Source organism: Marivibrio sp., from assembly GCF_040218065.1.
Classification (GTDB): domain Bacteria; phylum Pseudomonadota; class Alphaproteobacteria; order UBA8366; family Aestuariispiraceae; genus Marivibrio.
The window spans coordinates 433935-449618 of sequence record NZ_JAVJQE010000013.1 but is presented as its reverse complement, the minus strand read 5'-3'; the positions used below and the strand labels follow the sequence as shown (position 1 = coordinate 449618).

Annotated in this window: 17 protein-coding genes; 10 read left to right on the top strand and 7 right to left on the bottom strand. The window is 67.8% G+C overall.

All coding sequences use genetic code 11. The features are described 5' to 3' along the window. Positions 1–202: 202 nt before the first annotated feature. From fliP to RIB45_RS14000, 4 genes are all read right to left on the bottom strand, one after another. Positions 203–958 (bottom strand): flagellar type III secretion system pore protein FliP, encoded by a 756-nt coding sequence (gene fliP, locus RIB45_RS14015; RefSeq protein WP_350050981.1) that lies wholly within the window; start codon positions 956–958, stop codon positions 203–205. After that, complete coding sequence (locus tag RIB45_RS14010) at positions 955–1359, bottom strand: FliO/MopB family protein (protein ID WP_350050979.1); 405 nt, start codon at positions 1357–1359, stop codon at positions 955–957. The genes fliP and RIB45_RS14010 overlap by 4 nt, the downstream gene beginning before the upstream one ends. A 39-nt stretch (positions 1360–1398) precedes the next feature. Beyond that, positions 1399–1683 carry a hypothetical protein gene (locus RIB45_RS14005; RefSeq protein ID WP_350050978.1) on the bottom strand — a complete coding sequence of 95 codons (285 nt, stop codon included), beginning with the start codon at positions 1681–1683 and terminating at the stop codon, positions 1399–1401. A 164-nt stretch (positions 1684–1847) separates the two neighbouring features. Next, positions 1848–2285 carry an EscU/YscU/HrcU family type III secretion system export apparatus switch protein gene (locus RIB45_RS14000; protein ID WP_350050977.1) on the bottom strand — a complete coding sequence of 146 codons (438 nt, stop codon included), beginning with the start codon at positions 2283–2285 and terminating at the stop codon, positions 1848–1850. A gap of 221 nt (positions 2286–2506) precedes the next feature. On the opposite strand from RIB45_RS14000, the gene flgB reads away from it, so the two are divergent. From flgB to fliQ, 4 genes are all read left to right on the top strand, one after another. Further along, positions 2507–2920 carry a flagellar basal body rod protein FlgB gene (flgB, locus tag RIB45_RS13995; RefSeq protein WP_350050976.1) on the top strand — a complete coding sequence of 138 codons (414 nt, stop codon included), beginning with the start codon at positions 2507–2509 and terminating at the stop codon, positions 2918–2920. 48 nt (positions 2921–2968) lie between these two features. Continuing rightward, entirely contained in the window at positions 2969–3379 is a 411-nt protein-coding gene (gene flgC / locus RIB45_RS13990) for a flagellar basal body rod protein FlgC (protein ID WP_350051401.1), read from the top strand. Between the two features lie 77 nt (positions 3380–3456). Continuing rightward, entirely contained in the window at positions 3457–3792 is a 336-nt protein-coding gene (gene fliE, locus RIB45_RS13985; RefSeq protein ID WP_350050975.1) for a flagellar hook-basal body complex protein FliE, read from the top strand. 63 nt (positions 3793–3855) lie between these two features. Beyond that, complete coding sequence (gene fliQ / locus RIB45_RS13980; protein ID WP_350050974.1) at positions 3856–4122, top strand: flagellar biosynthesis protein FliQ; 267 nt, start codon at positions 3856–3858, stop codon at positions 4120–4122. Here fliQ and RIB45_RS13975 read toward each other — a convergent pair. Beyond that, positions 4119–4898, bottom strand: a complete 780-nt coding sequence (locus RIB45_RS13975) for a transglutaminase-like domain-containing protein (RefSeq protein ID WP_350050973.1) — start codon at positions 4896–4898, stop codon at positions 4119–4121. The genes fliQ and RIB45_RS13975 overlap by 4 nt on opposite strands. A gap of 51 nt (positions 4899–4949) precedes the next feature. Here RIB45_RS13975 and RIB45_RS13970 point away from each other — a divergent pair, with 51 nt between their 5' ends. From RIB45_RS13970 to RIB45_RS13950, 5 genes are all read left to right on the top strand, one after another. Next, positions 4950–5714 carry a flagellar biosynthetic protein FliR gene (locus RIB45_RS13970; protein ID WP_350050972.1) on the top strand — a complete coding sequence of 255 codons (765 nt, stop codon included), beginning with the start codon at positions 4950–4952 and terminating at the stop codon, positions 5712–5714. A gap of 42 nt (positions 5715–5756) precedes the next feature. Further along, on the top strand, positions 5757–6833 hold the full coding sequence (gene flhB / locus RIB45_RS13965) for a flagellar biosynthesis protein FlhB (protein ID WP_350050971.1): 1077 nt from the start codon (positions 5757–5759) through the stop codon (positions 6831–6833). Next, positions 6830–9091, top strand: coding sequence for a hybrid sensor histidine kinase/response regulator (locus RIB45_RS13960; RefSeq protein WP_350050970.1), 2262 nt, complete (start codon positions 6830–6832; stop codon positions 9089–9091). Before flhB ends, RIB45_RS13960 begins: the two co-directional genes overlap by 4 nt. Before the next feature lie 215 nt (positions 9092–9306). Next, positions 9307–10404: a recombinase RecA gene (gene recA, locus RIB45_RS13955; protein WP_350050969.1), complete on the top strand. Its 1098-nt coding sequence runs from the start codon at positions 9307–9309 to the stop codon at positions 10402–10404. 1002 nt (positions 10405–11406) lie between these two features. After that, the gene (locus tag RIB45_RS13950) at positions 11407–11673 is read left to right on the top strand and encodes a hypothetical protein (RefSeq protein ID WP_350050968.1); all 267 of its coding nucleotides are present in this window, start codon (positions 11407–11409) and stop codon (positions 11671–11673) included. 177 nt (positions 11674–11850) lie between these two features. Here RIB45_RS13950 and RIB45_RS13945 read toward each other — a convergent pair whose 3' ends face one another. Together RIB45_RS13945 and RIB45_RS13940 are read right to left on the bottom strand one after the other, a co-directional pair. Beyond that, entirely contained in the window at positions 11851–12393 is a 543-nt protein-coding gene (locus RIB45_RS13945) for a tetratricopeptide repeat protein (protein WP_350051400.1), read from the bottom strand. Between the two features lie 17 nt (positions 12394–12410). Next, positions 12411–12800: a hypothetical protein gene (locus tag RIB45_RS13940; protein WP_350050967.1), complete on the bottom strand. Its 390-nt coding sequence runs from the start codon at positions 12798–12800 to the stop codon at positions 12411–12413. Between the two features lie 205 nt (positions 12801–13005). Here RIB45_RS13940 and alaS point away from each other — a divergent pair, with 205 nt between their 5' ends. Beyond that, positions 13006–15684, top strand: a complete 2679-nt coding sequence (gene alaS / locus RIB45_RS13935; RefSeq protein ID WP_350050966.1) for an alanine--tRNA ligase — start codon at positions 13006–13008, stop codon at positions 15682–15684.

Below are 15684 nucleotides of genomic sequence, written 5' to 3'. Positions count from 1 at the left end.
CTCGGGCGCTCGCGCATTGTCCGAAAAGGTTTCCGGCGAAAAAGGCAAGGACGTCATCCCGGCCGCAGCGTAGCGCAGAGCCGGGAACTCGACGGCGGCGCGAGGACGGCGAGACCCCGGGGCGGCCGACAGGCGGCCCGCGACGGCATGCTTCGCCGCAAAGGGGTGCTCCGCCAGACGGACTCCGCCCCTGAACCGCCGCCTAGACCGGATTGAAGCTCTGCACCAGCGAGCCGACGACCATGTACCAGCCGTCGACGAGGACGAAGAAGATCAGCTTGAAGGGCAGCGAGATCATCACCGGCGGCAGCATCATCATGCCCATCGACATCAGCACCGAGGCGACGACGAGGTCGATCACCAGGAAGGGCACGAACAGCAGGAAGCCGATCTCGAACGCCCGCTTCAGCTCCGAGATCATGAAGGCCGGGATCAGCGCGCGCAGCGGGGTCTCGCTCGGGTCCTCCACCGCCTCGATGCCGCCGATGTCCATGAACAGCGTCAGATCCTGCTCGCGCGTGTGGCGCAGCATGAATTCGCGCATCGGCCCGACCGAGCGTTCGTAGGCCTCGGCCTCGGTGATCTCCTCGTTGATCAGCGGCTCTATCCCCTCGACATAGACCTGCTCCAGCGTCGGCTGCATGATGAAGAAAGTCAGGAACAGCGCCAGCGAGATCAGCACCGCGTTGGGCGGCGTCTGCTGCGCGCCGAGCGCGGTGCGCAGGATCGAGAAGACGACGACCAGACGCGTGAAGCTGGTCACCATCACCAGCAGGCTCGGCGCCAGCGACAGCACCGTGACGAGCGCGACCAGCTGCACGAGCCGCCCGGTCACGGTGCCGCCTTCGCCGAGGTCGATGTTGATCGACTGCGCCGCCGCCGGGCCGGCGAGCAGCGCGAGCGCGCCCGCGCCGACCAGCGCGGCCCCGACGCCGAGCGCGAGCCGCCGCGCGGTCATGAGCCCTCGCCCCCGCTGAGGCGCGAGACGAGCCGCTTGAAGCGCGCCTCCGTCGGATTGCTCGGCGCGTCCGGGGGCGGGCCGCCCGCCTCCGCGCCTTCTCGCAGCGGGCCGATGCGCCCGGCGCCCGGCGCGTCGGCGTCGAAGCCGCTCTCCACCACCCGATCGTCATTGGCGCCCAGCAGCAGAAGATGGGCGCGTTCGTCGCGCCGCACCATCACCAGGCGGCGGCGCCCGTCCAGCGGCAGAACCTCCAGAACCTCCAGCCGGCGCCCGCCGCTGTGGCGACGCATTCCCTGCATTCCGGGTCCGAAGCGACGCAGAGCCGCCGCGCTCAGCAGGATCAGGCCGAGCACGAAGGCGAGCGCGAGCAGGAATTGCAGATAGCCGCCTAGATCCATGGCTCGTTTCGCCCGTCAGCCGCCTCGCCGCAGCGTCATTTAGCGATCCGCCCCGTTGTCGGAGGCCTCGTCGTCGTTGGCGGCGTCGTTTTCAGCCTCGATCGCCTCGCCCAGCAGGTCGGAGACCCCTTGCAGATCGTCGCGCACGCGCGACATCAAAGGCTGCAGCGCGGCCACGTCCTCCGGCGGCAGTTGCATCGCCGCTTTAACCAGTCGTTCGATGCGCGGTCCGACATTCTCAAGACCGATGTCGTCCTCGCCGCGCGCCAACGCCTCGCGCGCTGCGGCCGCCTCGTCCGCCAGGGCCTGGAGACCTGCTTCCACCTCATTCCTGCTCATCACACGGCTCCGCGCTGTCGGGTTGGTCTGAAGGGCGTCGGCCGACGCGTCCGCCTGACGGGCGTCGCGCGCCGGGCCGGCGTCAGCGGGACGCTGCCACGATTCGCGCGCTGTGCAGCCTTAAAAGGGCGCGCAGGCGCGTCCTTGCGTCACACCGTTCCGTCAGGGACGTCGGTTCGCTCGGAAGAGGAAGGCGAGTCGGTCGAAACGGCCGCATCCCGCCCGGCGCGGGAGGGCTGCGGCGCGGTTCGTCCGTTCGCCTGATAGACGTAGCGCAGGATCTCGGCGACGGCGATGAAGGCTTCAACCGGAATCTCCTCGCCCACCTCCGTGGCGGCGAGGAGCTCGACCAGATCCGGGTCCTCTTGGATCGGCACGCCGGCCTCGCGTGCGGCCTCCACGATGCGCTCGGCGAGCGCGCCCCGACCCGAGGCGCTGACCACAGGGGCGCTGTCCGCCGTGTCCGGCTTGTAGGCGAGCGCCACCGCCTTGCGGTTCGGGTCCGCGGCGCCTGGCGCGTCGCCCTGCGCCGCCGCCGGCGTCGCCTTCGGTCGGTCGGATTTGCCGAGTTTCGAGCGTTCGACCATGTGCGCCGCCTGTCATCGCTCCGCAATCCCCGCCCCTCGTTCTCAAGCTAAGGCCAAAGGGTTAACGGGCCAACACTTTCCGAGGGCGAAGCGGCCGCGACCCGGTCTTGGCACGCTGGTTGCTTTACTTGCTGCGAGGAGAGAGGCGGCGCCGGCCGCACGGGGCTTTGGGAGAGGCCTTTAGCCGGCGCCGACGACAGCGAGGAGAGAGGAGGGCCGTCATGGCCATCGGCGACACCCCTATCGTCGGCATGCTGACTCATCAGATGGACTGGCTGACCCAGCGTCAGCGGGTTATCGGTCAGAACATCGCCAACGCCGACACGCCCGGCTACCGAGCGATGGACATCGAACCGATCGATTTCGAACGGGCGATGCGCAATCAGCAAGGTCAGTTGAAGCTGGCCCGCACCAGCGCCAGCCACATCGCGAGCCCCGGCGACGCGGAAACCTTCCGCACCGCCCGCGAGCGCACGCCGTACGAGACGGCGCCGGCGGGCAACCAAGTGGTGCTGGAAGAGCAGATGATGAAGATGAGCCAGACCGCCGGCGACTACGAATTCGCCACCAACATGTACCGTAAGTACATGGGTCTCTACCGCATGGCCTTGGGCCGCGGCGGCGGCGGCGGCTGATCGGCGCGCCCGGGATAGCAATTCGAGACATCAGGAGAGAGACCCATGATGGACGATCTCAAAGCCACCATGTTCATCGCCGGCTCGGGCATGCGCGCGCAGGGCGTGCGCATCAAGGTGATTTCCGAAAACCTCGCCAACGCCGACTCCACCGCCAACACCCCCGGCGGCGATCCCTACCGCCGCAAGGTCGTGACCTTCGCCAACGAGATGGACCGCGCGCTGAACGCCGACGTGGTGCGGGTGAACGAGGTCGGCGAGGACGACGGCGCGTTCGGCCTGCGCTTCGACCCGGCGCACCCGGCCGCCGACGAGACCGGCTACGTCAAGACGCCCAACGTCAATTCGCTGATCGAAATGACGGACATGCGCGAAGCGAACCGAAGCTATCGCGCCAACCTGCAAGTCATCGAAACCACCAAGACCATGTTGTCGCAGACGGTCAACCTGCTGCGCTGACGGGTTAGACTTGGGAGCGCGCTTGCGCTATACAGACGAGGTCTAGGATCGCGTCTGAAGCGGGAGCAGAAAAGGCTATGGCCCTCGACCCGATGAACGCCGCCGCCGCCTACCGCAATGCTGCGGTCGGTCAGCCGCTCGGCCTTGCGCCGGGAACGGCCCCGACGCCGATCGGCGGCGAGGAGGCCGGCCCCGGCTCGCGCTTCGTCGACATGGTGCGCACGGCCGCACAGGACGCCATCGACGCCAACCGCAACGCCGAGCAGCTCGGCATGGACGCGGTCGCCGGCAAGGCCAGCGTGCAGGAGGTGGTGACCGCCGTCAGCGAGGCGGAGGCGACGTTGCAGACCGTGGTGGCGGTGCGCGACCGAATCATATCCGCTTACCAGGAAATCCTGCGCATGCCGATCTGAGGCGGTGCGTTTTGACGGCGGTGCGGCCGACCCCGATCCGCCGCGCCAGGAGGCGGGCTTGCGATGAACGCCGAACAGGTTCTCGATTTCGCGCGGGAGGCGATCTACATCCTCCTGCTGGTCTCCAGCCCGATCATGTTGGTCGGTCTTGCCGTCGGCCTTACGGTGGCGGTCTTTCAGGCCTTGACGCAGATCCAGGAGATCACGCTGACCTTCGTCCCGAAGATCATCGTGGTCTTCCTGTCGATGTTGCTTTTGCTTCCCTTCATGCTGCAGCAGATGGAAGGCCTGATGCAGGTCGTCGCCGACCGGATCGTGGCGATCAATTAGCCGCGTCCCTCGGTCTCCGCCGCCCAGCGGTCGGCCTCCGCCTCGGCGCGCGCGTCGAGGCGCCGCAGCCAGGCGGCGCATCGCCAGCGATCCCACTCCGAGACCAGCCGGTCCGTGCGCGCTAACTGGTCGCGGGCGAGATTGACCCGGACGAACCAAGCGCCCACGGCCTCCTCGCCATGCCGGAAGAGGGCGGGCTTTGCCGCCCCGCATCGGATGCGCCGCCACGCCTCCGGGCCGTCGAGAAAGGTTTCCGGCGGCAGTTCGCTTGGATCGAAGGAGGTCGCCAGCGCGGCGCGATGTGCGGCGTCGAGTTGCGCGTCCAGCCGCCGCCATGCGCCCTGGTCTTCGATTTCGCAGATCCAATGATCTTCCCAGAAGCCCGGGGCGAGGTAGGCCGCGAAGCCGCATCGCACCCGGGCGGCGCGGCCCGCCGAGCGCGCCAGCGCCGTGACCAGCAGCGCCATGTCCCGGCAGGTTCCCACTGATCGATCGAACGGCGCGCGCGGTTGATCGAGCGGTCGCGGATCGGCCGCAAGGATGCGCTCCAGCCGCTGCGCCGTCGGAAGCGTGGTTCGGTCGGCGTCGAGGACGTGCGCCGGCGGCGGACCGTACAGGCGCGACCCCGCCCAATCGTGCAGCAGCAGCCCTTGGGCCACCCGCACCAGCGTCGACGGCGCGCCGTCGCCGCAGGCGGCCTTCAGGGCGCTTCGGTGCGCGCCGGGATCGCTCATTGCGGAGTGACGGCGCCAGTGGGTGAAATCGATCGCGGTCATCGCCGGGAAGCGTAGACCGTCACGGCAGAATCGCGCGAGCCTTCGCGCGCCATGCTGAGCGATTTTTTGCAGAGCGAATTGTTCGCGACCTTTCTGGTGTTCGCCCGCGTGGGAGCCGCGTTCATCACGCTGCCCACGATCGGCGAGACCTTTTTGACGCCGCGCGCCCGGCTCGCGCTGGCGCTGCTGTTGAGCGTCATCGCCGCGCCCGTGGTCGCGCCTCTGCTGCCGGAGATGCCGCCGCGGTTCGGCCCGATGGCGCTGATGATCCTGGGGGAGATCATCTACGGCGTCTTCATCGGCGCGGTCGCGCGCATCCTGTTCAACGCGCTGGCGATCGCGGGCGTCGTCTGGGCGTTTCTCAGCGGTCTGGCGAGCGCGTTGCTGTTCAATCCCCTGCTGTCGGACCAGGGCGCGCTGCAATCGGTCTTCTTCACCTTGCTGGGCCTCGCGCTGCTGTTCGCGACCGACATGCACCATCTGCTGATCCTGACAGTGGTCGAAAGCTACATGATCTTCGAGCCCGGAACCGCCCCGATGCTGGGCGACATGGCCGAGGTGATCGCCCGCACCGTGGCGGACAGCTTCATGCTGGGCATCCAGCTCTGCGCCCCCTTGATCGTCGTTGCGATGATGTTCTACGTGCTGCTCGGCCTGTTGGCCCGCTTGATGCCCCAGCTGCAGGTCTTCTTCATCGCGATGCCGCTGCAGATTTTGATCGGGCAGGGCGTGATGTTGGTGGCGCTGGGCGGCATGATGCTCTGGTTTCTGGAGCAGTTCCGGGACATGCTGGACATGTTCCTCATGTCGCGCTGAGCGGCGCGCGGCCCGACGGGCGATTAGACGAGGCGAGGCGGCATGTCCGAACAGCCGGACGAGAGCCAAAAGACAGAAGAGCCGACCAGTAAAAGGCTGCGCGACGCGCGCCAGAAGGGTCAGATCGCGACCAGCCGGGAGGTCAACACGTGGCTGTTGCTGTTCGCCTTCGGCGCGATGATGGCCTTCGGCGGGCCGGCGTTGATGTCGGATCTGGTGCTGACCATGAGCCCCTTCGTGCGCAGCCCGCACGATATCGACATGAGCCTGGGCGGCTTGAGCCCCGTGCTCGGCGATTTCATGCTGGACGTCATCCTGCTGATGTCGATCCCGATGGGAGTTTTCGTCGTCTTCGCGATCGCGGGCGGCTTGGGCCAGAACGGCGTCCTGTTCACGGCCGAACCGATCAAGCCCAAGCCCGAAAAAATCTCGCTGATCAAGGGCGTGAAGCGCATGTTCTCGGCCAAGAGCCTGGCCGAGTTCGCCAAAGGGCTTCTGAAGATCAGCCTGATCGGCGCGGTGGGCGTGATCCTGCTGCTGCCGGAGCGCGATCGGCTGGACATCTTGCCGCAACTCGCCGTCGGGCAGTTGCTGCAGGAGTTGCTGGCGTTGACGCTGCAGCTGCTGGCGGCCGTGCTCGCCATTCTTCTCGCCATCGCGATCGCCGACGTTTTCTTCCAGCGCTATCAGCACCGCAAGCAACTGCGGATGACGAAGCAGGAGGTGAAGGAGGAGTTCAAGAACACGGAGGGCGATCCGCAGATCAAGGCGCGGCTGCGCCAAATCCGCAACGAACGCGCCCGCCAGCGCATGATGCAGGCGGTCCCCCAGGCGGACGTGGTGGTGACGAATCCGACCCACTTCGCCGTGGCGCTGCAGTACGATCCGGAAGAGATGGAGGCCCCGAAGCTCGTGGCCAAAGGCCAGGACAACGTAGCCCAGCGTATCCGCGAGCTGGCCGAGGAATTGGATATCCCCTTGATCGAGAACCCGCCGCTCGCCCGCGCGCTCTACGCCGGCGTCGAGATCGACGACTTCGTCCCGCCTGAGCATTACGAGGCTGTCGCAAAGATCATCTCCTACGTCTTCAGTCTGAAAGGCCGGAGGATGCCCGGGTGAGCGCTTTCTCGGAGACGCCTGAGCCGCGCAACTCCGCGGCGCGGCCGGACGGGGACGGGCCGGCGGAGACGGGCGCGCCCCCGGGTCTCGCCGTCCCGCGCGAGCCGCTCACGCGGGATCGTCCGATCGACCGCCTGATGCTGCCGCTAAGCGCCGTCGCCGGCGCGGGCGTGGCGGCGGGGGCGACGCTGCTGGCTGGCGGCGGCGCGCTCCTGCCTCAGGTCATCGGGGCGGCTCTCGTTGCGGCCGCGGGCGTCGGCCTCAGCGCGGGCGTCGCCGGTTTGCGCTTGAAGCGTGCGACGGCCGCGCGTCGGCGGTTGGCGGCGCGGCTGGAAGCGCTTGAAACGGCGGCCGAAGGACGCGGTCTCGGCGTCCTGGTGGCCGATGGAGAGGGGCGCGCGCGCTACGGCGTCGGACTTGAGGCGTTTGCGCCTGATGCGGCGGCGGCGGCGGCGCCGCTTGGCCGGCGCGCCGGCGATGCGCCTATGTTGGTCGCCCAACTGATCGAGCCGGCGGACGACGCGCTTCCCGCCACCGTCGCCGCGATGGCTGAGCGCGTCGGCGCCGAAGAGCCGCAGGTGCGGGATTTCACGAGCGTCGACCCGCGCAGGGGCGATCGGGCGCGCGTCATCGAGTTGCGTCTTCAGCCCTTCGGCGAGGGCGTGGTCTATCTGATCGAGGACGTCAGCGAGCGGAAGGCGGAGGCCGACCGCGCGTTGGAGCGCCTTGCGCTGCTGACCCGGGCCCTGGACCGGGCGCCGTTCGGGATTCTGGTGATCGACGAGGCGGGTGCGGTTCAAGAGGCGAACAGCGCTTTTCGCCGGTTCCTGGCGGGGTCGGCGCCGATCGGTCGACCGGTGCTGGAACTGGTCGCGGCGGCGGATCGGCCGCTGCTGCAGGCGGCGATCGATCGCGCGGCCGAAAGCGGCCAGCCGGCTGCGCCGGTCGATGTGCGGCTCGACGGCGACGCCGAGCGCACGGTCGCCGTCTACGCCAATCAGGCGGTGCTGCCGCGCGGCGGCGGGCGCGGGTTCGTCCTCCACGCGGTCGATGCGACGGAGCGAAAACGCCTCGAAGCGCAGTTCGCCCAAAGTCAGAAGATGCAGGCGGTCGGGCAACTCGCCGGCGGCATCGCGCACGACTTCAACAACATGCTGACCGCCATCATCGGCTTTTGCGACCTCATGCTGCAGCGCCATCCGGTGGGCGAGCCGAGCTTCGCCGACGCGATGCAGATCAAACAGAACGCCAACCGCGCGGCCGGCTTGGTGCGGCAATTGCTCGCCTTTTCGCGCCAGCAACCGCTGGCTCCGCGTGTGTTGGACATGACGGACCTGCTCGCCGAACTCTCCAACCTGCTGCGCCGCCTGCTGGGCGAGCGGGTGGAGCTGACGGTCGTGCATGAGCGCGACCTCTGGGTCGTGCGCGCCGATCCGGGACAGATCGAACAGGTGATCATCAATCTCGCCGTGAACGCGCGCGACGCCATGGTCGAGGGCGGGCGGCTCACCATCCAGACCAGCAATTTCACCGCCGATCGGGCCTATACGATCGGCGACGAGAGCATGCCGCCCGGGGATTTCGTCGCCGTCACCGTCTCCGATACCGGCGCGGGCATGAGCCGCGAGGTGCTGGACCGTGTGTTCGAGCCCTTCTTCACCACGAAGGAGGTGGGCATGGGGACGGGGCTCGGCCTCGCCATGGTGTACGGCTCGATGCGCCAGCTGGGCGGATTCGTGCACGCGCATTCGGACGGGCCGGGAAAGGGGGCGAGCTTCACGCTCTATCTGCCGCGCTCGGACGGGCAAGCGGTCGCCGCGTCGGACGAGGCCGATGTCGACGGGGCGCCCGCCGACACCACCGGCGGCGGGCAGATCCTGCTGGTCGAGGACGAGGACGCCGTGCGCCTGTTCGCCGCGCGGGCGCTGCGCGCGAAAGGCTACGAGGTGACCGAGGCGCGCACCGGCGAATCGGCGTTGGAGATCCTGGCCGCGCGCACGCCGGACAGTCCGCCGCTCGACCTCCTCGTCACCGACATGGTGATGCCGAAGGTGGACGGCGCGACGCTGATCCGCGAGGCGCGTAAGCAGTTGCCCGACCTGCCGGTCATCTGCATCTCCGGCTACACGCAGGAAAGCGTGGCGCAGGAGGTGGAGGCGCTCCCCCAGGTTTATTTCCTGCCCAAGCCCTTCTCGCTAAAGCAGTTGGCGGGTAAGGTGAAGGCCGCCGTCGAATCGGCGGCCAAGAGCCGGGCCTGAAAGCCTTCGGGCGGGCCTCCGACGGCGGGAACGTCCTGCCCGCCGCGATGAGAACGCCGACGGATCGTTAACCGATCAAAGCCCAAGTCTTTGTTCTCTCGCATGAATTCGAATGAGAAAAAAGAGAACTAAAAAAGAACTTGCGGAAAAGAACAAAGGCTGTACGATCCTGCCAATTGCATCGCCTTCGGGGCTATGGGAAAAGGAACGGACAGATGGCTCAACCGGCGCTTCACCTGGTGGACAAGGATCAGATGGATAAGCAGAAGGCACTCGAAGCCGCGCTGACGCAGATCGAGCGCTCGTTCGGCAAGGGCTCGATCATGAAGCTCGGCGAACAGCGGGCGATGGACATCGAATCCATCCCGACCGGCTCGCTCGGCCTCGACATCGCGCTTGGCATCGGCGGCCTGCCGAAAGGCCGGGTGATCGAGATCTTCGGGCCGGAAAGCTCCGGCAAAACCACGCTGGCCCTGCATGCGGTGGCCGAGGCCCAGCGCCAGGGCGGCGCCTGCGCCTTCGTCGACGCGGAGCACGCGCTGGACCCGGTCTACGCCAAGAAACTCGGCGTCGACATCGACGAATTGCTGATCTCCCAGCCCGACGCGGGCGAACAGGCGCTTGAGATCGCCGACACGCTGGTCCGCTCCGGCGCGATCGACGTGCTGGTGGTCGACTCGGTGGCGGCCCTCGTGCCGAAGGCGGAGCTCGAGGGCGAGATGGGCGACAGCCATGTCGGCCTGCAGGCCCGTCTGATGAGCCAGGCGCTGCGCAAGCTCACCGGCTCGATCAAGCGCTCCAACTGCATGGTCATCTTCATCAACCAGATCCGGATGAAGATCGGCGTGATGTTCGGCAGCCCGGAGACCACGACCGGCGGCAATGCGCTCAAGTTCTACGCTTCCGTGCGCCTCGACATCCGGCGTATCGGCCAGATCAAGGAGAAGGACGAGGTCGTCGGCAACCAGACCCGCGTCAAAGTGGTGAAGAACAAGGTCGCGCCGCCCTTCCGCATGGTCGAATTCGACATCATGTACGGCGAGGGCGTCTCGAAAACCGGCGAGCTGCTCGACCTCGGCGTCAACGCCGGCCTGATCGAGAAGTCGGGCGCCTGGTTCTCCTATAACGGGGAGCGCATCGGCCAGGGCCGCGAGAACGCCAAGCGCTTCCTCAAGGAGCACAAGGACACCGCAGGCGAGATCGAGAACAAGATCCGCGAGAACGCCGGCATCGTCGCCAACAAGATGCTGGAAGGCCCCGACCCCGACGAGGCGAAGGAGGCCGAACTCGGCCCGGAGGACGCGCCCGAGTGATCCTCGCGCCCGGTCCCTCTATCACCTGCTAGATCGAAATCCGCCCCGCCCCGGACCGCCGACGTCAGATCGGCGGCCGGGGCGACGGCGTGACGCCGGGGAGCGCCGGCAAACCCGGCCCGTCGGATCGCTCCGACGGGCCGGGTTCTTTTCTGAGCGCGCGCACCCGCCCGCCGGCTAAGACCCGGGCCGGCTTTTTCCGGGCGCCCCCGCGAAAGCGGGGGCCTCCTTTCGGCGCGCTCGGGCGCGGGTGCGGGCTTTGAAGGGGCCTCGATTTCGCGGGGACGCGCGCTGAGACGGCCGGCTTTTTTGGGCGCCCCCGCGAAAGCGGGGGCCTCCTTTCGGCGCGCTCGGGCGCAGGTGCGGGCTTTGAAAGGTCCCCGCTTTCGCGGGGACGCGCGCTGAGACGGCCGGCTTTTTCCGGGCGCCCCCGCGAAAGCGGGGGCCTCCTTGCGGCGCGCTCGGGCGCGGGTGCGGGCTTTGAAAGGTCCCCGCTTTCGCGGGGACGCAAGCGGCGTCAGGCCAGCAGCGCCGGCCCGCCGAAGCCGTCGCGAGGCTTGCGCGGCGACAGGGCCGCCGGCGCCGCGACCCGCGCGGGCCAAGGCGCGTCGGGTCGCCGCCGCAGTCTTCGGCCCCAGAATCCCGTCCTCCTTCAGGCGTTTGTCGGCGCCGGGCGCGCCGACGGGGCGGCGCCGCTGGCGTTTGGCCGCTCCGGGCGCTCCGGGCGCTCCGGCGCCGCCGGACGCCCCCGGACGATTCGACCGGTTCGGCCGGCTCGGAGGGCGTGGAGGGGCTTTCCGGCGCCGGCTCGTCGCCGGTAAAATTCCGCCAAGCGTCTAGAGCCTGCTCCCAGACGGTCGGATCCTCGCGCGTCCCGTCATCGGGCGCGGCGCCCTCCGCCGGCGCGTAGCGGGGAAACGTCATCCGTCCATAGGCGCTTTCGGCCTTTTCGACCGCAACATCAAGGCTGTCGCCATTGTCCAGCGCCTCGCGTATCTTTTCTTGGACGAGCGCCAGTTTCCCTTTCTCGGACTCAAAGAGCTCGCGCCGCATATGTCGGCGCATGTCTCCGTTCCGTTGAGAGGGAATCGCGCCGCGAGCAAGCGCCGTGGCAAGGTTGTTGGCGATCGTCTGACCCGCGATACCAAGTCCTGTACCGCTCTTGGGCCGGTTGGTCGGGAGCGCTTTGCCGGATTTGCGGTTGTCCGACGCTGGCTTTTCGGCGCCGTCGCGATGTGGCGCTTTGCGCTCCGGCAAAATCTCTTCTAACGCGCGTCCGAGTTCCTCAATGGGGTCGGAAGGAATCTCGCCGCTCAGCCTTTTTTCGCCGCGCCACTGAGTTTCGACGGCCCTATAGAAGCGGTCTAGGATTTGTGCTTCTCGCATTCGCCGGTGGTCCATTCTACGGCCGATCGGCGAGCGGTGCATTCGGGGACGGGACATTGGTCACTCCTGATTGGGTTGGGGGGAACAATCGGGGGGACGGCCGTGCAGCTCTTCGGAGTAGGCTCTTCCGAACGCACCGCCCATGCAGAAGAATCGTTCCGATTCCTCGACATTCTTTTCCACGTGGAATCCGTCCCCGTAATATGTCCCAACCTCGACCGCCGCATTCTTATGTCCCTTCCTTGCGGCGCGCTTGAACACCTCCATGACTGTCTCAATATCCGCGAGCCTGGCGTCCCGCATAAGGTAGCCCTTCATATAGAGCCCGTGTGCGGCACCCTCCTCGGCGGCGCGCTTGATCAGCGCAAGTCCTTCACGAACATCCGATTCAGGTGCGCCGCGAAACATCGGCGCTCCAACGAGCGCATGCCCGAGATACGCTAAGACCTCAGGATCGTCGGAGCGGGCGGCTTTCCGAAGCCATTTTACCGCCGCGCCTCGATCCTCGGGCACATGAAACCCGCTCATGTACGCTTTCCCGAGGAAAAATTGCGTGAGGGTCGACCCCGCTTCCGCCGCCCGATGGCCGTAGTCGAACGCCAGTGATATGTCCGGCGCGATCAGGGTCTTTTCGCCATCTTCGACTCGCCATCTTCGACGCCGGAGATGCGCCAGAAGAAAAGCGCTTCCAGCGCCAGGCGCTGCCCGCGTTCGGCGACGCGCTCCAGCAACCCTCGACCGTTCTCCGGCCCGGCCAGGATGCGCATCACGCCGACCGCCGCCATCAGGCTCGCATCCTCCGGCGTCGCCTCAAGCCGCGCTTCGCAGGCGGGGAGCCCCAGCGCCGCCAGATCGCCGCGCTCGTAAAGCGGGCGCGTCCAGGCGTCGACGTCGCGCGCGCTGTCGACGAACGCCGCGCAGGCGGCCTCGCGCGAGGGCGGCGCCTCGGCCCAAGCCGTCGCGGCGAGGGCGATCATGAGCGGCGCCAGGATGAGCGGTTTCCAGTGCATATTGCACGTAGCGGGCGTTAAAGGAGGTCATTTGTCAACTCGTGCAAATTTTGAATTAAAAAATAGGAAAAAAAGCCGATTTCTGCTATCTCGTATCTAAAGGCCCCTCCGCTGGACAGACGGGCTCGCGCTCGCTACATCAACCCTCGCAGCGCGGGACAGGAATTCCGCGGGATTGCAGCCAGGGAAAAGGGTAGGCGAGCCGATGGCGAGCGCGAACGAGATCCGGTCCAAATTCCTCGACTACTTCGCGAAGACCGGGCACGAGGTGGTGCCGTCCTCGCCGCTCGTCCCGCGCAACGACCCGACCCTGATGTTCGTGAATTCGGGCATGGTCCAGTTCAAGAACGTCTTCACGGGCGCGGAGCATCGCGACTATGCGCGCGCCGCCACCTCCCAGAAATGCGTGCGCGCCGGCGGCAAGCACAATGATCTCGAGAATGTCGGCTACACCGCCCGCCACCACACCTTCTTCGAGATGCTGGGGAACTTCTCCTTCGGCGACTATTTCAAGGACGTCGCGATCGAGCACGCCTGGACGCTGGTGACGAAGGAGTTCGGCCTGGATCCCGCGAAGCTGCTGGTCACCGTCTACGCCGACGACGACGAGGCGGCGGGCTTGTGGAAAAAGATCGCCGGCCTCGACGACGACCGGATCATCCGCATCGCGACCTCGGACAATTTCTGGCAGATGGGCGACACGGGCCCCTGCGGGCCGTGTTCCGAGATCTTCTACGATCACGGGCCGGAGATCCCCGGCGGCCCGCCCGGGAGCCCGGACGAGGACGGCGACCGCTTCATCGAGATCTGGAACCTCGTCTTCATGCAGTACGAGCAGGTCGAGGGCGGCGAGCGCACCAGCCTGCCGCGCCCGTCGATCGACACCGGCATGGGGCTGGAGCGCATCGCGGCCGTCCTGCAGGGCGTGCACGACAATTACGACACCGACCTGCTGCGCGCGATCATCGAGGCCTCGGCGGACCTCACCCACGTCGATCCCGACGGGCCGCAGTCCGCGAGCCACAAGGTGATCGCCGACCATCTGCGCGCCAGCGCCTTCCTGATCGCCGACGGCGTGCTGCCGTCGAACGACGGGCGGGGCTACGTGTTGCGCCGGATCATGCGCCGCGCCATGCGCCACGCCCACATGCTGGGCGCGAAGGATCCGCTTATGCACCGCCTGGCGCCGACGCTGATCGCCAAGATGGGCGGCCACTTCCAGGAGTTGCACCGCGCCGAAGCGCTGATCACCGAGACGCTGAAGCTGGAGGAGAGCCGCTTCAAGACGACGCTCGATCGCGGGCTGAAGCTGTTGGAGGAGGAAACGACCAAGCTGGGCGAGGGCGAGACGCTGTCGGGGGAAGTCGCCTTCACCCTCTACGACACCTACGGCTTTCCGGTGGACTTGACGCAAGACATCTTGCGCGGCCAGGGGCGGGCGCTGGACCAGGCCGGCTTCGATGCGGCGATGGAGCGCCAGCGCGCCCAGGCGCGCAAGGCCTGGGCCGGCAGCGGCGAGGCGGCGACCGACCGCGTCTGGTTCGACCTGAAGGAGGAGGTCGGCGCGACCGATTTCCTCGGCTACGAAACCGAGCGGGCGGAGGGCGCGGTCACAGCGCTTGTCGCCGACGGCAAGCCGGTCGACGGCCTGTCCAGCGGTCAGGAAGGCGCGGTGGTGGTCAACCAGACGCCGTTCTACGGCGAAAGCGGCGGCCAGCAGGGCGACGTCGGGCTGATCGTCACGGCGGACGGCGCGCGGTTTCGGGTGACCGACACGCAGAAGAAGCTCGAGTCCCTGCACGTCCATCTCGGCGTGCTGGAGGAAGGGACCCTCAAGGTCGGCGAGGCGGTGGAACTCACCGTCGAAGGGGATCGCCGGCGACGCCTGCGGGCCAATCACTCGGTCACCCATCTGACGCATCAGGCGCTGCGCGAGGTGCTGGGCGATCACGTGACGCAGAAGGGCTCCCTCGTGGCGCCGGACAGCATGCGCTTCGACTTCTCCCATCCCAAGGCGATGACCGCGGAGCAGATCGACGAGGTCGAGCGCCGCGTGAACGCGCAAGTGCGCGCCAACGCCGACGTGACGACGCGTCTTATGACGCCCGACGACGCGGTCGAGGCCGGCGCGCTCGCGCTGTTCGGCGAGAAGTACGGCGAGGAAGTGCGGGTCGTCGCCATGGGCGACGCGGCTGCGACCGGAACCGACGGCGGGCGGCCCGGCGGCTTCTATTCGGTGGAGCTGTGCGGCGGCACGCACGTGCGCCGCACCGGGGACATCGGCACGTTCAAGATCGTCGACGAGCAGGCGGTCTCCTCCGGCGTGCGGCGCATCATCTGCCTGACCGGCGAGGCCGCGCTGAGCCACATCCGCGCCGAAGAGCGCGCATTGAACGAGGCCGCCGCGGCGCTGCGCAGCGCGGTCAACGACGTCCCCAACCGCGTCGTCACCCTGCTGGACGAGCGCAAGAAGCTGGAGCGCGAGATCTCGGAGCTGCGCCGCAAGCTCGCCGCCGGCGGCGGAGGCGGCGGTGCGGGGGCGAGCGCGCCGGCCGCCAAGGACGTCGCCGGCGTCAAGTTCGCCAGCCGCGTGCTGGAGGACGTGCCGCCGAAAGAGCTGAAGCCGCTCGCCGACCAGCTGAAAAAGGAGATCGAGTCCGGCGTGGTCGCGGTCGTCGCGGTCAACGAGGGCAAGGCCTCCCTCGTCGTCGGCGTGACGGAGGATCTGACGAATCGCTACGACGCCGTCAGCCTCGTCAAGGTCGGCGCCGAAGCGATCGGCGGCAAAGGAGGCGGCGGCCGGCCCGACATGGCCCAGGCCGGCGGGCCTGAGGGCGCGGCCGCGCCCAAGGCGATCGAGGCGATCGAGGCGGCGCTTAGCTGA

What these genes read in the sequence shown, in the direction of transcription:
- fliP (WP_350050981.1), bottom strand. Translation starts at nt 958, where the DNA reads ATGACCGCGCGGCGGCTCGCGCTCGGCGTCGGGGCCGCGCTGGTCGGC.
- RIB45_RS14010 (WP_350050979.1), bottom strand. Translation starts at nt 1,359, where the DNA reads ATGGATCTAGGCGGCTATCTGCAATTCCTGCTCGCGCTCGCCTTCGTG.
- RIB45_RS14000 (WP_350050977.1), bottom strand. Translation starts at nt 2,285, where the DNA reads ATGGTCGAACGCTCGAAACTCGGCAAATCCGACCGACCGAAGGCGACG.
- flgB (WP_350050976.1), top strand. Translation starts at nt 2,507, where the DNA reads ATGGCCATCGGCGACACCCCTATCGTCGGCATGCTGACTCATCAGATG.
- flgC (WP_350051401.1), top strand. Translation starts at nt 2,969, where the DNA reads ATGGACGATCTCAAAGCCACCATGTTCATCGCCGGCTCGGGCATGCGC.
- fliE (WP_350050975.1), top strand. Translation starts at nt 3,457, where the DNA reads ATGGCCCTCGACCCGATGAACGCCGCCGCCGCCTACCGCAATGCTGCG.
- fliQ (WP_350050974.1), top strand. Translation starts at nt 3,856, where the DNA reads ATGAACGCCGAACAGGTTCTCGATTTCGCGCGGGAGGCGATCTACATC.
- RIB45_RS13975 (WP_350050973.1), bottom strand. Translation starts at nt 4,898, where the DNA reads ATGACCGCGATCGATTTCACCCACTGGCGCCGTCACTCCGCAATGAGC.
- RIB45_RS13970 (WP_350050972.1), top strand. Translation starts at nt 4,950, where the DNA reads ATGCTGAGCGATTTTTTGCAGAGCGAATTGTTCGCGACCTTTCTGGTG.
- flhB (WP_350050971.1), top strand. Translation starts at nt 5,757, where the DNA reads ATGTCCGAACAGCCGGACGAGAGCCAAAAGACAGAAGAGCCGACCAGT.
- recA (WP_350050969.1), top strand. Translation starts at nt 9,307, where the DNA reads ATGGCTCAACCGGCGCTTCACCTGGTGGACAAGGATCAGATGGATAAG.
- RIB45_RS13940 (WP_350050967.1), bottom strand. Translation starts at nt 12,800, where the DNA reads ATGCACTGGAAACCGCTCATCCTGGCGCCGCTCATGATCGCCCTCGCC.
- alaS (WP_350050966.1), top strand. Translation starts at nt 13,006, where the DNA reads ATGGCGAGCGCGAACGAGATCCGGTCCAAATTCCTCGACTACTTCGCG.